We start from the raw sequence: 18,216 nt of genomic DNA, 5'->3' as shown, positions 1-18,216 counted from the left end.
CTTCTTTTTATGTTAATAAATTATGCAGTTTCCAAATATAAAGCAAAAAAAAACAAACCCCTGTAAATGCTTACAGGAGTTTGCTACAAAATTATAAGGCTTTTTGTCAAAAGCCCTTTTCATTCGAATTTTACGAAGCACCCGCTTCTTCAAACTCAACCTCTTCTAACTCGCCTAAACGATGATACTCTGTTAAAACCGCATCTTGAATTTTAGAGCGTGTACCAGAATTAATTGGATGTGCAATGTCACGGAACTCTCCATCTGGAGTACGTTTACTTGGCATTGCTACAAATAATCCATTATTACCATCAATTACACGAATATCATGAACAACAAATTCATGGTCTAGAGTAATAGAGGCAATTGCTCTCATGCGGCCTTCTGTGTTTACGCGGCGTAATCTTACGTCAGTCACTTCCATCTTGTGTTCACCACCCTTTTCTAAATAAGCGATATATTTGTATAAATTCCACAAATTTTCTATTTTCCCTTTAATTTTTTAAAAATTTTTAAGATAAAAATTTTTAAAGTAGTTGAATATAGAGATTAGTGGAGGTTATCGCTTACAAAAGGTTACTTAACTAGGGCGATTACTTCAATTTCAACGGAAACATCTTTCGGTAATTTTGCTACTTGCACACAAGATCGAGCTGGTTTATGAGTAGAGAAATAAGAGCTATACACTTCATTCACAGCATTAAAATCATCCATGTCCTTTAAAAATACTGTTGTTTTTACGACTGTATCAAATGAAGCACCTGCTTCCTCTAATACCGCTTGTAAATTTTGAAATACTTGTTCTGTTTGTACTGTTACATCTCCTGTTACAAGCTCCCCATTTGCCGTCAATGGAATTTGTCCTGAGCTATAGAACATGTTATTTACAATAATCCCCTGTGAATAAGGTCCAATTGCTTGTGGTGCCTTGCTTGTTTGAACAACTTTCATACTTTTCACCCTTTTATTATTTATTTTACTCTTTAAAAATAGTGTACGAAAGGCAGTTTGTCCATCTATTTTATAATCTATAAATAAAATAAAAAAAGATAGAGCTATCTGCTCTATCTTTTATTCCGCCTCTACAATCCCTTCATCAAATGGCGCAAGAGAATAATTCCCTTTTTCCACTTGAATCGTTTTTTCTTTCACATCAACTTCCGATAGACGAATTAATGATACAAAATTATTAATTAGTCGTTCTTCAATATCTGTGGATTCTACTAATACACCAATACCAACAACATTAGCCTTGAACTCTTCTAACATACTCATCATACCTTGAATTGTTCCGCCAGCTTTCATGAAGTCATCAATAATTAAAACATTCGACCCTTCTGGAAGACTGCGTTTTGCTAACGTCATTGTTTGAATTCGTTTAGAAGAACCCGACACATAGTTAATACTAACAGTCGGACCTTCTGTTACCTTATTATCTTTCCTTGCAATTACAACTGGTACATCTAAGTAATTTGCCACTGCATAAGCAAGTGGAATCCCCTTCGTTGCCACCGTCATAACTGCATCAATTGGTTGCTTAGCAAAAACAGAAGCAAACAAACGACCTGCGCCATTAATATGGCGAGGATTACTCAATAAATCTGTCATGTATAAGTAACCGCCAGGCAAAATACGATCTGGGTTTTCAAATAAGCCACAAAGCTCATCAATAATTAGATCTGCCTCTTCTTCACTTATATACGGTATATATTTCACTCCTCCTGCTGCTCCTGGTATCGTTTGCAATGTGCCGACCCCTTGTTGTTCAAACGTTTGCTTAATAATAACTAAATCTTCACTAATGGAAGACTTAGCCGATTGATACCTTTCAGCAAAAAAAGTGAGAGATACTAGCTGACGAGGGTTTTGTAGCAAGTAATAAGTCATATCGACTAATCTTGTACTTCTTCTAATTTTCATACTCTCACCTCAAATCACGAATATTCTAAACAAATCATAACGTATTATACGTCTTTATTCAAGCGTTTCTCGCTCTCCTAATAAACGTACCGCATAGACTTGTTCACAAAATCCTTTTAATCCGTTATAAATGCGATGCATTCGTGAATCATGGTGTACAAGTCCAAATACAGTTGGACCACTTCCACTCATTAATACAGCATCCGCTCCAAATCGCTTCATCTGTGATTTAATACGGGCAACTTCAGGATGCATTCCAAATGTTACATCTTCTAAAACGTTACCAACAGTATCACAAATTCCTTTATAATCACCAGAATTTATGACATCAACCATTTTATCTACATTCGGATGTGTAACTCGATTTAACTTTAAATTTCCATACACATCAGCAGTAGATACACCTATATGTGGTTTCGCTAAAATAACCCAACAAGAAGGCGGAGTCTTTATATGCTCAATTTTCTCTCCTCTTCCAGTGGCAATTGCTGTGCCTCCGTATACACAGAACGATACATCTGATCCAATTTCTGCGCCAAGCTCTGCTAACTCATCAATTGTAAGCCCTAAATTCCATAATTTATTAAGACCACGTAATGTGGCTGCTGCATCACTACTTCCACCTGCTAATCCAGCTGCTACTGGAATCGTTTTTTCAATAGTAATAGATACACCTTTTTTTACATTAAACTTCTCTTTTAATAATTTCGCTGCCTGATAAGCTAAATTTCGTTGGTCGTCTGGGACATACCGATTATGGGATAAAATTTCAATACGGTCTTCTGCTAATTCCGTTAGTTCTAGACGATCTGCTAAATCAATGGTTGTCATAATCATTTTCACTTCATGATATCCGTCTTGTCTTTTTCCCAGTACATCTAACGACAGATTAATCTTTGCTGGTGCTTTCACTAGTAGCTTCAATCTATTCACCCACTCTATGTACTCAATCTTTTATCGTTTATTTTACCATAAATTTATAGTAAGACGATGACACTTCCCTAATTATAACGAAAAGCATTCAGAATGAAACTACTTATGTAAAATGATGGCACCTTTTAGAGTACAAAAAGCCGAGGAATGTCTCCTCGGCTACCGTAGCATAGAAAGTATCTTACAACTACTGGTTTCGTTTCATTAATTGCTGTTCTGCAATTTCTATAGCACGTTTCACCATGTTACCAGCATCTTTCGCACGAATTCCGCCCCATCCTTCTTTCTGAACAACATCATAAAAGCCAAGCTCTTTTGCTAGCTCTTCTTTAAATTGGTTTGACATGACACCTCTTCGTCTACTCAATGCAGAGTCCCTCCTTATTTTGCTACGGTATAGTTAGTATGCAAAATAATATAGCTTTTCATTTATGGGAATATATGTAATGATATACGGATTATAAAATGACCTCATTATGAGGGTCTCCATAAAATGTTAACTCTACTGTCTCTGTTAAAACATCTGCATAACTATAAGATACACGTTGCAACGCATCTTCTTGTTGATCTAATTGTACAACAAAAACGGAACGGTATGTTTCTGCTAGTACACCTGATTGCTCCACAGTTTTTCTTCTTCCACTATTTGCTTTTAACATAAGTCGCTGTCCAAGATGGTGATCTAATTCGCTTTTAATTTCATCTAAACGTTTTGACATATACTTCGCTACACCTCGCTGTAATTTAGATTGAACACTTAAAGCACGATATATCTATCCTAATTATTAACCGCGATTCACAGCTAATATCATCCTGCGTTTGAATAGATAGAAGAAATACTATATTGTAAAAGTATCATTACGTAGTCTGCACGTTCTTACCTCTTTTTATCCAAATTCATTTAAATCCTTCCATACAAAAAAGCAAGATACATATGTATCCTGCTTACTCTTCGTAATGTTGAAAAGGTAATCCCGTTCGTAAAATCCCTCTCGTTTCAATTCCACCTAGTCCCTTTTCACCAGTAATTGTATTACGTACGACATCCCATACATTGACTCTCTCCATAAATGAAGTAAAACTAATTTTACCAACTACATATACAGGATCTAGTGCATGAATATTAATTCTAGATGGTGAACTAGCGAAATTGGCCCCTGCACGAATTAGTGCCTCAAAATGTGATTGACATGCCCCAGCAAAAATAACAAGTTGATCCAATGATGGATATTTTTTTCGCACTTCACGAACAGCCTGTACAAAATGTCTTGAATGCCTATATGCCGCTAAATCTCCCTTCACTCCTTTTGATTTTGTATATGCATCATGCCCTGTAATAACGAGAATGTCTGGGCGAAAGTGATCTATTAAGTCTACTACTTTTTCATGCATCTCCGTTTCTTTACAATGAATACCTTGAACAGGAACGCCAATTTTATTATATAAATCTAAGCACTTGCGCAAATATAAAGGGTCTCCATCTATATGCAATACACGTCCCGGCATTTGAAAATAATTCACCTCACTTGTGTATCCACCAGTTGAAGTATGTTCATGCCTTTGTTTCATCAGTACATAATCTTGTTGAAACAAACGATACGTGCGCTCCATTGTTTCTTTCTCACGCTTCACCCTTTTTTTATGTTCTCTTTGATCTATACTAATTAAATCTTCAAGTGGCGCATCCGCCACCAGTCTAATTTCCTCTCCAAACAATATAGCTATCTCGCCTTTTATTTCTATAATACGAAAAAGAATATCCCTCTTATGAGAATATCGTTCCACTAATTCTCCAACATGTAAAACCATTCTCCTACCTCCAAACTCATTAGGCCATCTTACCTGTTTTTAAAGTATGAATTTAAAGAGAGAAAGGTGACAAAAGGGACAGTTCAACTTGAACTGTCCCTTTCATATTCTTATGATAATTTATGAAGAACTAATGCATTACTTAATGTTGCAAACTCTTCAATAGATAGCGTTTCGCCTCTTCGCTTTGGATCAATTCCTACTTCTGTTAAAATTCGATCCAATAATTCCTTATCTTTCGGGAAACCATTTAAATTATTTGATAAATTATTCATCAAAGTTTTACGGCGCTGTGCGAAACTTGCTCGTACTACTTCAAAGAAGAATGTTTCATCTGTCACCTCTACAACCGGTTTCGGACGCTTTAGAAGGCGAATAATTGCAGAATCAACATTTGGCTGTGGTACAAACACTGTACGCGGTACAGTCATAACTGTTTCAACTTCTGTATAATACTGAATAGCAATCGATAAAGAACCATACTCTTTCGTTCCAGGTTTAGCAGCTAAACGATCTCCAACTTCTTTTTGCATCATAACAACAAATCCACGAACTGGTAACTTTTCTTCAAGCAATTTAAATAAAATTGGCGTTGTAATATAGTATGGTAAGTTAGCTACTACCATTACATCTTGCCCTTCTTCAAATTGCTCATTAAATACTTCATGTACATCTGCTTTTAGTACGTCTTTATTAATAACTGTAACGTTACCATATGGCGCTAACGTCTCATCTAAAATTGGTAATAGTCTTTGATCAATTTCAAAAGCCACTACTTTTTTAGCACGCTTTGCTAATTGCTCTGTTAATGCACCAATACCTGGTCCAATTTCAATTGCACCACTTTCTGAACCAATTTCTGCATGATCGACAATACGATTTAATACATTTGTATCAATTAAAAAGTTTTGTCCTAAACTTTTTTTGAATGAAAATCCATACTTTTCAACAATGTCTTTTGTACGATTTGGCGTTGCGATATCCTTCATTTTTTTTCCTCCTGTATTACTTGCTTATAAGCTTCTGCAAATGATTCCTTTGAAACTTGAAACATCTGTAATCGTTTATGTAACTGTTTTGCATTTGTATAACCAATCTTTAATAGCTTACCCATTCTTTCTCTGCGGCTCTTTGCCATTTCTCCGCCCACTAAGCCTGCATCGACTAAATCACTCCAACTAATTTCACCCGTGTAAGCTTCCATTTCTTCATGTATATTCTCTAGAGCGCGGCGAATCGACTCATTAGAAGCGTGTTCGATCCCAACACCCTTTTTCCTTTTAGCAAGCGCTTCTTCCTTCGGTAAAAAGGCATGCTTACAGCCAGGAACCTTGTCAGAAATAATTTTTCGAATACGCTCTCCAGGATAATCCGGATCTGTGAAAATAATAACGCCCCTTTTTTGCTGCGCTAATTTAACTTGCTCAATAACATGATCACCGATTGCTGAACCGTTCGTTTCAATTGTATCCGCATCAACAGCACGCTTAATCGCAACTGTATCATCTTTACCTTCTACAACGATAATCTCTTTTATTTTCATGCTTGCCTCCACACTCATTTCGTCTCTACTTAGTAAAACAAAAAAATGACGACTTTTCCATTATTATTTTCCCCATTCTTATATTTTAAAAAATAGAATAGAAAAATCTTTGTTCTCTGTCCTTATTGTAACACTTCATCATTCACATTTATTTTCTTCATCACTTCTACTAGTTTTTCTCAAAATAAAAAAGAACAGGTTTCCCCATTCTTTTTTATTCAACACCAAATAAAACTTTTGCATTTTTAGTTGTCATTTCTGCTACTTCCTCATAAGAAATCCCTTTTAAATTCGCAATTTCTTCTGCTACGAGTTTTACATAACTCGGTTCATTTCGTTTCCCTCGAAATGGATGCGGTGTTAAATACGGACAATCCGTCTCTATTAACAATTTCTCTAATGGAATCTCCGTAGCAACCTCTTTCGGCTTCTTAGCGTTTTTAAATGTAACTGGTCCACCTAACGAAATTAAAAAGTTCATATCAACACATCGCTCTGCTACCTCTACACTGCCGCTAAAGCAATGCATAATGCCTCCTACTTCAGCTGCATTCTCTTCTTCTAGAATATCAACAATATCTTGAGTCGCATCGCGGTTATGTATAATAATCGGCAATTTTACTTTTTTCGCTAATGCAATTTGTTTACGGAATACTTCTTTCTGTATTTCTTTTGGAGACTTATCCCAGTGATAATCTAAGCCCATTTCTCCAAGTGCAACGACTTTAGGATGAGAAGCAAGTTCTTCTAACCAAGCTAAATGTTCTTCTGTCATGTCGATCGCATCAACTGGGTGCCACCCAACCGCAGCGTAAATAAAATCATAGGCTTCAGCTAATTCCATCGCCTTTTTTATCGTTACTTCATCAAAACCAACAACAACTGTATAAGTAACTCCCGCTTCTTTCATTCGGGCAATAACCTCTTGCAAATCTCCTTCGAATTGCTCTGCATTCAAATGTGAATGTGTATCAAACAACATAATACATAACTCCTTTTATATTGAAATCAAGTTTATTCTACAAAAATAAGTTCTTTAATAACTTAACGATAACAATACTACAATCTTAATGCAAAAATAGAGAGTATAAAAAGAAAAAAGACGCTTCACACATGTTACACGTGAAACATCTCTTTTCTTGTCTTAATTACTTGATTTTTGTACCATTTGGTAGATTTTGGTCAATTGATGCTAATGACAATACGCCATTCTCTTCACCCGCTAAAATCATACCTTGCGATAATTCACCGCGTAATTTTACAGGTTTTAAGTTTGTTACACAAATAACCTTTTTACCTTTTAAGTCTTCCGGCGAATAGAATTTTGCAATTCCAGAAACAACTTGACGCTTTTCTGTACCTAAGTCTAGTTGAATTTTTAACAGCTTGTCTGCTTTTTTCACAGGTTCAGCAGATAGTACTTCAGCTACGCGTAATTCTACTTTAAAGAAATCATCAATTGTAATTTCTTCTGCCTTCGGTTCTTCTTCTTTTTTCTCTTCTACTTTAGGAGCAGAGCTTTTCATTTGTTCTTTAATGTACTCTACTTCCACTTCCATTTCTAAACGAGGGAAAATTGGGTTTCCTTTTTCTACTTTTGTTCCAGCTGGAATGCAGCCAATTGTAGATAGACTTTCCCAAGATTTATGAGCTTCATCAGTAAGGCCAAGCTGAGCAAACATCTTGCTTGGTGCTACTGTTAAGAATGGCATAAGCATAATACCTGTTTGACGAAGTACTTCTGCTAAATGAGCCATTACAGAGGCTAACTTTTCACGATCATTCTCATCTTTTGCTAATACCCATGGTTGTGTTTCATCAATATATTTATTCGTACGACTAACTAGTTGCCAAATAGATCCTAACGCTACAGAGAACTCCATATTCTCCATTGCTTCTTCTACTTTTTTCAAAGTATCTTGTGCAAACGCTACTAACGTTTCATCAAATTCCGTCACATTTGCTTTAAATGCAGGGATTTCTCCGCTAAAGTACTTATCAATCATAGCTACTGTACGATTTAATAAATTACCTAAGTCATTTGCTAAGTCGAAATTAATACGCTCCACAAATCCTTCTGGTGTAAATACGCCATCAGATCCAAATGGAACTTCACGAAGTAGGTAATAACGTAATGCATCTAATCCGTAACGATCGATTAATGTAACTGGATCTACTACGTTTCCTTTTGACTTACTCATCTTTCCATCTTTCATTAAAATCCAGCCATGAGCAAAGACTTTCTTCGGAAGAGGTAAATCTAATGCCATTAAAATTATCGGCCAATAAATTGTATGGAAACGAACAATTTCTTTCCCAACTAAATGCACATCTGCAGGCCAGAATTTTTTATATTTCTCTTCATTTGCTGTTCCATAACCTAACGCCGTAATATAGTTAGATAATGCGTCAACCCATACGTAAATAACGTGTTTTGGGTTACCAGGAACACGAACTCCCCAGTCAAATGAAGTACGAGAAACTGCTAAATCTTCTAATCCCGGTTTAATAAAATTATTAATCATTTCATTTTTACGAGACTCCGGCTGAATGAAATGTGGATTATCTTCATAGAACTTTAATAGTCTGTCGACATATTTACCCATTCTAAAGAAATAAGATTCTTCACGAACAAGTTCTACATCATGACCACTATCTGGGCTTTTTCCTCCAACTACTTTGTCGCCTTCCATAATTGGATCTACTAATTGGTGCTCTGTATAGAACGTCTCATCTTGTACAGAATACCAACCTTCATATTCATCAAGATAAATGTCACCTTGATCTACTAATTGTTTAAAGATTTTTTCGACAACATCTTTATGACGATCTTCAGTTGTACGAATAAAATCATCATAAGAAATATTCATCTTCTCCCAAAGCTCTTTAATTCCTGCAACAATGTTATCAACATATGCCTGTGGCGTAATATTTAACTCTTCTGCTTTCTTTTGGATCTTCTGTCCATGTTCATCAGTTCCTGTTAAATAATGCACATTATAACCTTGCATACGCTTATATCGTGCCATCGCATCTCCTGCTACTGTCGTATAAGCATGTCCAATGTGTAATTTTCCACTTGGATAATAAATTGGGGTAGTAATATAAAAGGACTTATTTTCCTCTGTCATTGTTTTGGACCTCCCGAATAACCTCATATGTATTTATAAACAGTATATCAAAAACTCATATATAAAGTGAAACTTTAATCAGTAGGGTTTTTGTTCCTCCCCACTAATTATTAGCCCACGTTAATTGGGCTTTTACGAGCAGCCCAAATCTAACTTATCTTCTTTACGCCAACCTAATTTTCAATTTAGGTCTTAATGCTCAATATCTTTATCATCTATTGCTCATATTTCAAAAAAATATACAATATCCACTTTTAATTTATTATTTTTTCAGAAAATAATATAAATAATTGTGGAATTTCCTCTCAATCTATTATATATAAGAAATAAGAAATCTATAAATCTTTTTAAAAAATATAGAATTTAAGAATTGACGGAAATGTAAATGATTGGTATCATATGTCCATAGGGTATTTTGTCGAAAAATGACGAATCTAAAAATAGACTCGAAACTTATAAACTATTTATTTAGGAGGAAAAAAATTATGAAATCTACTGGTATTGTTCGTAAAGTTGATGAATTAGGTCGTGTAGTAATTCCAATCGAATTACGCCGTACTTTAGGTATTGCAGAAAAGGACGCTCTTGAAATCTATGTTGATGACGAAAAAATCATCTTAAAGAAATATAAACCAAACATGACTTGCCAAGTAACTGGTGAAGTATCTGACGGTAACCTTTCTTTAGCTGAAGGTAAAATCATCTTAAGCAAAGAAGGCGCTGAGCAAATCTTAAACGAACTTCAAGATTATATCGAAACAGCAAAATAAGCTTCTCAATTATGAGAAGCTTATTTTTTATCGACATGATAGATTTGATATACATCTCTTTTCGACAAATCTCGATCTTTAGCGACTGTTTTAATCGCTTCTTTTGAATTCATACTTTTTTCATTTATATAATATTCAATATGATCATATACCGAAAAAGATTCCCACCATTGTTCTTCTGGAGCAGGTTCTTCTGTTGAACCAGCTACTAAAATACAAAACTCACCACGTACTTCATTTTGCTTCGTCCACTCAATTGCTTCTTCGATTGTTCCTCGAATAAATTCCTCAAATTTTTTCGTTAACTCTCGACATAATACAATCTCTCTATTTCCCAATACTTCCTGCATCGAAATTAAAGTATCATCTAAACGATGAGGTGCTTCATAAAACATCATTGTAGTTTGTACATAACGAAGCTTTTCTAACTCCATCTTCCGTTCCTTTTTGTTTCTCTGCAAGAAACCATAGAAATAAAACTGCTTTGTTTCAAGACCGGATGCAATTAATGCTGTAAGGGCTGCATTTGCTCCAGGAAGCGGAATTACATGATATTGCTCAGCTACTGCCTCAACGACAATATCGTAACCTGGATCAGAAATACACGGCATACCAGCGTCACTAACAAGTGCTACATTCTTTCCATCCTCTAATTTCTCTAATAGTTTCTTCCCACTTACTTCTTTATTGTGCTCATGATAACTCGTGACAGGTGTTTCAATTTCAAAATAATTACAAAGTTTTTTCGTTTGTCTCGTATCTTCAGCAGCAATTAAATCAACTTCTTTTAAAATTCGGATTGCACGAAATGTCATATCTTCTAGATTTCCAATAGGAGTTGGTACTAAATATAAAACTCCCTTTTCATTTTGTTGAAAGCTTTTTTGTTGCCACATAGCGTTCTCCTTTTTGCATATATGCCTCTTTTTGTTTTCTCGTTAATTGCTTAAAGTAATACTCCGCTTGCATAGCTGTACGCTTATCATCGTGGGTCTCTACATATTTTAAAACGACAGGAAGCCTGACGCGTGTATACTTAGCCCCTTTGCCGCTATTATGAGTCTGAATTCTCTTTTCTATATGGTTTGTATATCCAGCATAATAACTTCCATCAGAGCACTCTACCACATAAAAAAAGTGCTTATTCTTCTCCATATAAAATTGAACGTAGCTCCTTTGTATATTCGTTATTGTTCTCATATACAACGAGAGGCGGTAAAATTTTCAAATCTGCATTTCCATCCTTAATTCCTTCAATTAACAATGTATTTGCTTCTTTTCCAACCTTAGGATAAACAAATTGTACACGCTTTGGTTCAATTTTATATTTACGCATTAATGTGACAATGTCTAGTAATCGCCCTGGACGATGTACAAACGCTACTTTCCCACCTTGTTTTACTAACTGACTACTTGCAGATACAACATCTTCTAATGTACACATAATTTCATGACGAGCTATCGCTAAATGTTCATTCATATTTTTCTCTGAAGTTTGAGGTGTTTGAAAATATGGTGGATTACATGTAACAACATCATATTGATGACGTCCAAGTTTCTCTGGCATATCTTTCAAATCTCCATGTATGAGGTGAATTCTTTCTTCCAACCCATTGTATTGAACACTTCTTACTCCCATATCATATAAGCGTTCTTGAATTTCCACACCAGTAATATTTCCTTTTGTTCTTGTACTTAATAGAAGGGGAACAACCGCGTTACCTGTACACAAATCAAGTAAATTCCCCTTTTGAATTGGTACCCATGCAAAATCTGCAAGTAAAACGGCATCTAAAGAAAAATTAAATACTGATGGGCTTTGTATAATCTTCATGTCTTGTGCTAATAAGTAATCTAAACGTTCATCTTCATATAAATTCATATACTGCTCCTTTTCTTACCCTTAACCTACCCTATTTCATGTATAAAAAATTACCTTTCCAATTATAATTGGAAAGGTAATTTCACTTTTTATTTAAGAATGAAAGACAGAACAAACAATCTCCCTCTTTACGTACACTTCCATAATGTAGATTGCAAATATGAAAACCTTCTTGATATAGTCTCGCTAAATTGTCATAGCCTTCACCAATATCTGTTTTCGGCTTCACTTCTTTACGTTTTTGAGTTTTTTGTTTTTCTTTATTCTGCACTTCTTCAAAACGGTGTCGCAAATTGTTATTTTCCATTTTTATATGCTGGTTTTCTTCCAACAACTCTGCAAGATGCTGTTTTAACTCTCCCAACTGTTTATATAAATGTCCAATTTGCTCTTCCATACTAGAAACCGATTCAAAAATATCTTTTTTCTCCACAAGCACCCACCTCATTAATCTGTGGTTTGACTCGAAACGACCCCTTTATTCACTAACTCATCTAACGTATATTCTACTATCCGTTCCTTGTCTACTAGTTCCACTTGAATTAATCTTTCTAAAATATTTAATCCGATAACACGGCCAGTACCATGCGGGGTTTGTATACGTTGATCTAAATCAGGAAGTTGTTCCTTTGCTGCCTCATATTCATCATTCTCATATTTTAAGCAACACATTAAGCGACCACATAAACCAGAGATTTTTGCAGGATTTAATGATAAATTTTGATCCTTTGCCATTTTAATGGATACAGGTTCAAAATCCCCTAAAAAAGTAGAACAACAAAGCATACGACCACATGGACCAATACCACCTAGCATCTTCGCTTCATCACGAACACCAATTTGTCTTAGTTCAATTCTTGTTCTAAAAATTGCGGCTAAGTCCTTCACTAGTTCGCGGAAATCGATCCGACCATCCGCAGTAAAATAGAAAATAATCTTATTACGATCGAATGTATACTCTACATCTACAAGTTTCATATCAAGATTATGCTCTACTACCTTTTGTTGACAGACTTGATATGCTTCTTTGGCAGCATGTTTGTTCTCTTCAACAATGGTACGATCATTTTCATTTGCAATACGAATAACCTTTTTTAGCGGTAATACAACGTCGTTTTCATCAACTTGTTTTTTGGTAATAACTACTTTTCCGTATTCAATACCTCTTACCGTTTCTACAATGACAAACTCATTTTCAGAGATATCGAACTGGTTTGGATCAAAGTAATATACCTTTCCGGCCTTCTTAAAGCGAACACCTACTACATCATACAAAACGGTCATCCCTCCTGCAACCGCAACACTAACTGTTCGAACACAAGCTGCGCATTTACATTAGCGTTGATTCTATTTTTTGCCTCTAATATATTAAAGAGAGCTGATACAATGCGCTTCTGAGCATAGGAAAACGATTCAAACATCTCTTTCTGCTCATGAAAAACAAGACGATCTTCTTCTCCAAGTTGAACATATAATAAATCCTTATAAATAAGGAGTAACATATCTAAACCTTGCTGTAATTGTTCTTTCTCTCCAAAGTGTTTTCCCCATTTTTCTTGTACAAAAAAAATAGAGGTTTTATCTTTTTCGAGCGCTTCACATAATTTTATCACTAAAGCTCGTGCTTGTGCAAACCATTCATCACTACATAAAGCTAAAGCTTCATCAAAACTATTTGTAAGTTGAGCAGCAAGTGTCGATAAAGATGCTGTAATCCCTTCATCCTGTAATCTTCTAATTAAAGATTCCGTAGGTAACGGTCTAAACGTAACAACTTGGCAGCGAGATAAAATCGTATTTAAAATTTGATGACTTTGTTCAGTAAGTAAAATAGCAGTTGTATCACTACTTGGTTCTTCTAAAAATTTCAAAAGTGTATTTGCCGCATTTGCTGTCATACGATCTGCGTGCTCAATAATATATATTTTTTTATTTGCCTCTAATCCTGTTTTGGAAAACTCTTCTTGTAAATCATGAATTTGCTGCTTCTTAATAGATAATCCGTCTGGTTTTACAATATGTAAGTTAGGGTGGTTACCTGAATCAATTCGCTTACAGTTTGTACATACATGGCAGGGCTCTACTCCATTCCGCTCAGAACAGAGGAAACTCTTTGCCATTTGAATTGCTGTCGCAAACTTTCCTGTCCCTTTCCCTCCCTCTAACAAGTAAGCGTGGGATATACGCTCTTTTGCAATGCTATTCATCAACATTTTTACACCGATGGGTTGTATAGCAGAAAGCTGCTCCCACGTCTTCGTCATAATGCATACCTCACTTATTTCATTCTTTCCTTCTATTATAACAATTTATCTTCTATAATCTGAACAACTTCTTCTATAAGTTTTTCCATCGGTTGATCAGCATTTACCAATACAATACGATCCGAGAAACGTTCTACAACTTGTAAATACCCTTCGCGCACACGTTTATGGAAAGAGATATCTTCCATATCTAGTCGATTTACTTCACGTCCTGCATCTTTTTCAATCCGAGCCAAACCAACCTCAGGCTCAATGTCTAGATAAATTGTTAAACTAGGCATACAGTCCTCTGTTGCGAAACGATTTATTTCAAATATCTTATCCATACCCAATCCTCTTGCATAGCCTTGGTATGCTAAAGAGCTATCTATAAAACGATCACATAACACGAGGTAGTCCTCATTAAGTGCTGGCATAACTTTTTCTACTAAATGTTGTCTGCGCGCAGCAGCATAAAGAAGCGCTTCTGTACGTGCTTCCATCATCGTATATTCTTGTTTATGTAAAATCGTCCTAATGTCCTCAGAAATTGCAATACCGCCTGGTTCCCTTGTCGCCATTACCTTCTGTGCTTTTTGTTCAAAATATGGCAATAAGCTTTTAATTAACGTTGTTTTACCTGAACCTTCTGGGCCCTCAATTGTTACAAATAATCCCTTCATCCTAAAACCTACTTTCTATATCATACACTTTCATATATTTCGTATTACCTTGAAAACGAGCTCCTGCTCTTTCTAAATACATAATTTGCTCTTTATGCTCTGAAGTAATTCTCTCTCCATACATAATTAATGGAATTCCAGGTGGATACGGAATCACCATTTCCGCCGCTATCATTCCAACAGCCTCTTCTATAGATACTATCTTTGTTTCATATCCGTCTAGTTGTTTATACGTATACGGTAAAAGAGAGAATTCACCATTATAAGTATAACGAATAGATTCCCTCTTGTCTTTCACCTCATAATGTTGCAATGCTACTCGGATCATCTCTATAACCTTCATATATCCCTCATTTACTTGTAAGGGTAAAATAAATAGGACATTGTACGGATCAGCCATCTCTGTATATATACCGACCTTTTCAAATACAGACTGTAATTCGTACCCTGATAACTGACAACGAGTTTGTACGGTGACCTTTAACTCATCTTGCAACGGATATTCTAAAATGGCGATTTGGGGAATAGAACGTAATTGTTCCTTAAATCTTCGTAAAAACTCAACAATTTCACTGTGACCTTCTTCTTTTATACGCGCCATTGTAAAGCGTGCTATATCCAAGGAAGCCATAATTGGATACGATGGACTACTAGATTGTAGCATACTTAAATAAGTAGTAACCTTATCTTCGTCTACTAAATGACTATTTATATGTAAATAGGAACCCATTGTCATTGCGGGTAATGTTTTATGTGCAGAATGAACTACAATATCTGCACCATATGTTAATGCTGACTTCGGAAATGGTTCTCCCAAACATAGATGTGCCCCATGTGCCTCATCTACCAAAACAGGGATTTTATGTGCATGTGCAAAAGCGATGCTTGCCTCTAAATCCATCCCCATACCATAATAATTAGGATGCGTTAAAATAAGTGCTTTCGCATTTGGATACTTTCCAATTGCGTTCTTAATAATTTCATTACGAACTCCCACTGGTACGTTATAAGCTTCATCAATCCATGGATCTAAAAAAATGGGATTTGCTCCCGCAAGTTTTAAACCATTAATAATTGATTTATGACAATTTCTTTGTACAAGAACAATATCATGTTCCCCGCAACAAGACAAAATCATTGCTAAGTTCCCGACTGTTGAACCATTAATTAAAAAATAACTTCTCTTTGTATTATAAACTTCAGCCAATAATTGTTGTGCCTCATCTATACATTCAAACGGACTATGCAAATCATCTAGTCCTGCTAATTCAGTTACATCAATAGATAGAATACCTTTAAACTCTCTTATTGCCTCCTGAGGGAAGTTTAAACCATTCTTATGACCAGGAACATGAAAGGATAACGGCCCTCTTTCTTTAAACTCTATTAACGCCTCATATAAAGGCATACGATTTTGATTCATCTACATCTCTTCCTTATTATTCATTCTCTATCTATTATACAGAACAAAAAAAATAATAGGCATATGCCTATTTAAAAATATGATACTTCTAATTTTCGAAGCTGCTTTAAATAATATATATATTTCGGATCATCTGTCTCTGTATTCACCATATCCTTTTCACATTCATGGCATATTAAATTATTATAAACATATATACCTTCTTTTCTTTTTGTCTCACAAACAATACAAACTTCACTTTGTAATTTCATAATCTTCCCTCCCTATTTAAGTGAACCTATTTTATACTTCTAATCCTTAACAATTTACAGAAAAATATACACCCATCTTTTATATAATATGATTAACTCTTGGGCAACGTGTTTGTATTTCCATTACTTCTTTCCCATTCTTTTTAACAATATAAAAAAAACACAAGTCAAATGACTTGTGTTTTTAGTTGCTTGGCGACGTCCTACTCTCACAGGGACAAGGTCCCAACTACCATCGGCGCTAGAGAGCTTAACTTCCGTGTTCGGTATGGGAACGGGTGTGACCTCTCTGCCATCATCACCAAACTATGAAGGCATATTCCTTCAAAACTAGATAACATTTGCTACATATTATATGGTTAAGTCCTCGATCTATTAGTATTCGTCAGCTCCACATGTCACCATGCTTCCACCTCGAACCTATCAACCTGATCATCTTTCAGGGATCTTACTAGCTTACGCTATGGGAAATCTCATCTTGAGGGGGGCTTCATGCTTAGATGCTTTCAGCACTTATCCCTTCCGCACATAGCTACCCAGCTATGCCCTTGGCAGAACAACTGGTACACCAGCGGTGCGTCCATCCCGGTCCTCTCGTACTAAGGACAGCTCCTCTCAAATTTCCTACGCCCACGACGGATAGGGACCGAACTGTCTCACGACGTTCTGAACCCAGCTCGCGTACCGCTTTAATGGGCGAACAGCCCAACCCTTGGGACCGACTACAGCCCCAGGATGCGATGAGCCGACATCGAGGTGCCAAACCTCCCCGTCGATGTGGACTCTTGGGGGAGAAAAGCCTGGTATCCCCGGGGTAGCTTTTATCCGTTGAGCGAAGGCCCTTCCATGCGGGACCACCGGATCACTAAGCCCGACTTTCGTCCCTGCTCGACTTGTAGGTCTCGCAGTCAAGCTCCCTTATGCCTTTGCACTCTACGAATGATTTCCAACCATTCTGAGGGAACCTTTGGGCGCCTCCGTTACACTTTAGGAGGCGACCGCCCCAGTCAAACTGCCCACCTGACACTGTCTCCCGGGTCGATAAGACCCGTAGGTTAGAATTTCAATACAGTCAGGGCGGTATCCCACCAGCGCCTCCACCGAAGCTAGCGCTCCGGTTTCAATGGCTCCCGCCTATCCTGTACAAACTGTACCAAAATTCAATATCAGGCTACAGTAAAGCTCCACGGGGTCTTTCCGTCCTGTCGCGGGTAACCTGCATCTTCACAGGTACTATAATTTCACCGAGTCTCTGGTTGAGACAGTGCCCAAATCGTTACACCTTTCGTGCGGGTCGGAACTTACCCGACAAGGAATTTCGCTACCTTAGGACCGTTATAGTTACGGCCGCCGTTTACTGGGGCTTCAGTTCAGAGCTTCGCTTACGCTAACCCCTCTCCTTAACCTTCCAGCACCGGGCAGGTGTCACCCCCTATACTTCGCCTTACGGCTTCGCAGAGAGCTGTGTTTTTGCTAAACAGTCGCTTGGGCCTATTCACTGCGGCTTTCCGTTAAGAAAGCACCCCTTCTCCCGAAGTTACGGGGTCATTTTGCCGAGTTCCTTAACCAGAGTTCTCTCGCACACCTTAGGATTCTCTCCTCGCCTACCTGTGTCGGTTTGCGGTACA

At 36.6% G+C, this 18,216-nt stretch carries 21 protein-coding genes and 2 rRNA genes (1 of these 23 running past the window's edge); 1 reads left to right on the top strand and 22 read right to left on the bottom strand.

Translation table 11 applies throughout. The features are described 5' to 3' along the window. Positions 1-130 precede the first annotated feature (130 nt). The 11 genes from spoVG to metG form a co-directional block, all read right to left on the bottom strand. Positions 131-424, bottom strand: coding sequence for a septation regulator SpoVG (gene spoVG, locus BC_RS00275; RefSeq protein ID WP_000454041.1), 294 nt, complete (start codon positions 422-424; stop codon positions 131-133). A gap of 152 nt (positions 425-576) precedes the next feature. Beyond that, complete coding sequence (locus BC_RS00270) at positions 577-951, bottom strand: RidA family protein (RefSeq protein ID WP_000869815.1); 375 nt, start codon at positions 949-951, stop codon at positions 577-579. A 120-nt stretch (positions 952-1,071) separates the two neighbouring features. After that, a complete protein-coding gene (gene purR, locus BC_RS00265; protein ID WP_000702464.1) occupies positions 1,072-1,920 on the bottom strand; it encodes a pur operon repressor in 849 nt (282 codons plus the stop codon). 54 nt (positions 1,921-1,974) lie between these two features. Further along, entirely contained in the window at positions 1,975-2,844 is an 870-nt protein-coding gene (ispE, locus tag BC_RS00260; protein ID WP_000772104.1) for a 4-(cytidine 5'-diphospho)-2-C-methyl-D-erythritol kinase, read from the bottom strand. Between the two features lie 196 nt (positions 2,845-3,040). After that, positions 3,041-3,220, bottom strand: a complete 180-nt coding sequence (gene sspF / locus BC_RS00255; protein WP_002094215.1) for an acid-soluble spore protein SspF — start codon at positions 3,218-3,220, stop codon at positions 3,041-3,043. A 91-nt stretch (positions 3,221-3,311) separates the two neighbouring features. Next, positions 3,312-3,572, bottom strand: a complete 261-nt coding sequence (gene veg / locus BC_RS00250) for a biofilm formation stimulator Veg (protein ID WP_000044347.1) — start codon at positions 3,570-3,572, stop codon at positions 3,312-3,314. 226 nt (positions 3,573-3,798) lie between these two features. Then, positions 3,799-4,662 (bottom strand): sporulation peptidase YabG, encoded by an 864-nt coding sequence (yabG, locus tag BC_RS00245; RefSeq protein ID WP_000242868.1) that lies wholly within the window; start codon positions 4,660-4,662, stop codon positions 3,799-3,801. A 110-nt stretch (positions 4,663-4,772) separates the two neighbouring features. After that, positions 4,773-5,651 (bottom strand): 16S rRNA (adenine(1518)-N(6)/adenine(1519)-N(6))-dimethyltransferase RsmA, encoded by an 879-nt coding sequence (gene rsmA / locus BC_RS00240; protein WP_000651548.1) that lies wholly within the window; start codon positions 5,649-5,651, stop codon positions 4,773-4,775. Beyond that, the gene (gene rnmV / locus BC_RS00235; RefSeq protein ID WP_000692834.1) at positions 5,648-6,205 is read right to left on the bottom strand and encodes a ribonuclease M5; all 558 of its coding nucleotides are present in this window, start codon (positions 6,203-6,205) and stop codon (positions 5,648-5,650) included. Before rnmV ends, rsmA begins: the two co-directional genes overlap by 4 nt. A gap of 214 nt (positions 6,206-6,419) precedes the next feature. Beyond that, complete coding sequence (locus BC_RS00230) at positions 6,420-7,187, bottom strand: TatD family hydrolase (protein WP_000895851.1); 768 nt, start codon at positions 7,185-7,187, stop codon at positions 6,420-6,422. Positions 7,188-7,353: 166 nt separating this feature from the next. Then, positions 7,354-9,336: a methionine--tRNA ligase gene (metG, locus tag BC_RS00225; RefSeq protein ID WP_000134141.1), complete on the bottom strand. Its 1,983-nt coding sequence runs from the start codon at positions 9,334-9,336 to the stop codon at positions 7,354-7,356. A 485-nt stretch (positions 9,337-9,821) separates the two neighbouring features. On the opposite strand from metG, the gene BC_RS00220 reads away from it, so the two are divergent. Further along, on the top strand, positions 9,822-10,106 hold the full coding sequence (locus BC_RS00220; protein WP_000843036.1) for an AbrB/MazE/SpoVT family DNA-binding domain-containing protein: 285 nt from the start codon (positions 9,822-9,824) through the stop codon (positions 10,104-10,106). 20 nt (positions 10,107-10,126) lie between these two features. Here the strand turns inward: BC_RS00220 and rsmI are convergent, their stop codons facing one another. The 11 genes from rsmI to BC_RS00165 form a co-directional block, all read right to left on the bottom strand. Further along, entirely contained in the window at positions 10,127-11,002 is an 876-nt protein-coding gene (gene rsmI, locus BC_RS00215) for a 16S rRNA (cytidine(1402)-2'-O)-methyltransferase (RefSeq protein WP_000267819.1), read from the bottom strand. Then, the gene (locus BC_RS00210) at positions 10,971-11,261 is read right to left on the bottom strand and encodes a GIY-YIG nuclease family protein (protein ID WP_000414350.1); all 291 of its coding nucleotides are present in this window, start codon (positions 11,259-11,261) and stop codon (positions 10,971-10,973) included. The genes rsmI and BC_RS00210 overlap by 32 nt, the downstream gene beginning before the upstream one ends. Next, positions 11,248-11,988: a tRNA1(Val) (adenine(37)-N6)-methyltransferase gene (locus BC_RS00205; RefSeq protein WP_001055366.1), complete on the bottom strand. Its 741-nt coding sequence runs from the start codon at positions 11,986-11,988 to the stop codon at positions 11,248-11,250. The genes BC_RS00210 and BC_RS00205 overlap by 14 nt, the downstream gene beginning before the upstream one ends. 82 nt (positions 11,989-12,070) lie before the next feature. Further along, positions 12,071-12,421, bottom strand: coding sequence for a DNA replication initiation control protein YabA (yabA, locus tag BC_RS00200; protein ID WP_000412063.1), 351 nt, complete (start codon positions 12,419-12,421; stop codon positions 12,071-12,073). Positions 12,422-12,435: 14 nt separating this feature from the next. Further along, entirely contained in the window at positions 12,436-13,263 is an 828-nt protein-coding gene (locus BC_RS00195) for a PSP1 domain-containing protein (RefSeq protein WP_000272429.1), read from the bottom strand. A 5-nt stretch (positions 13,264-13,268) separates the two neighbouring features. Beyond that, positions 13,269-14,252, bottom strand: coding sequence for a DNA polymerase III subunit delta' (holB, locus tag BC_RS00190; protein ID WP_000169561.1), 984 nt, complete (start codon positions 14,250-14,252; stop codon positions 13,269-13,271). Positions 14,253-14,287: 35 nt separating this feature from the next. Next, the gene (gene tmk, locus BC_RS00185) at positions 14,288-14,914 is read right to left on the bottom strand and encodes a dTMP kinase (RefSeq protein ID WP_000677216.1); all 627 of its coding nucleotides are present in this window, start codon (positions 14,912-14,914) and stop codon (positions 14,288-14,290) included. A 1-nt stretch (position 14,915) separates the two neighbouring features. Next, positions 14,916-16,337 (bottom strand): aminotransferase class I/II-fold pyridoxal phosphate-dependent enzyme, encoded by a 1,422-nt coding sequence (locus BC_RS00180; protein ID WP_001075300.1) that lies wholly within the window; start codon positions 16,335-16,337, stop codon positions 14,916-14,918. Between the two features lie 71 nt (positions 16,338-16,408). Further along, on the bottom strand, positions 16,409-16,588 hold the full coding sequence (locus BC_RS00175; RefSeq protein WP_000776278.1) for a sigma factor G inhibitor Gin: 180 nt from the start codon (positions 16,586-16,588) through the stop codon (positions 16,409-16,411). Positions 16,589-16,778: 190 nt separating this feature from the next. Next, positions 16,779-16,894 (bottom strand): 5S ribosomal RNA (gene rrf / locus BC_RS00170). 49 nt (positions 16,895-16,943) lie between these two features. Next, positions 16,944-18,216, bottom strand: a 23S ribosomal RNA gene (locus BC_RS00165) (it continues 1,649 nt past the right edge of the window).

This window comes from Bacillus cereus ATCC 14579 (assembly GCF_000007825.1).
Taxonomy (GTDB): domain Bacteria; phylum Bacillota; class Bacilli; order Bacillales; family Bacillaceae_G; genus Bacillus_A; species Bacillus_A cereus.
This window is presented reverse-complemented; position numbering and strand designations above follow the sequence as displayed.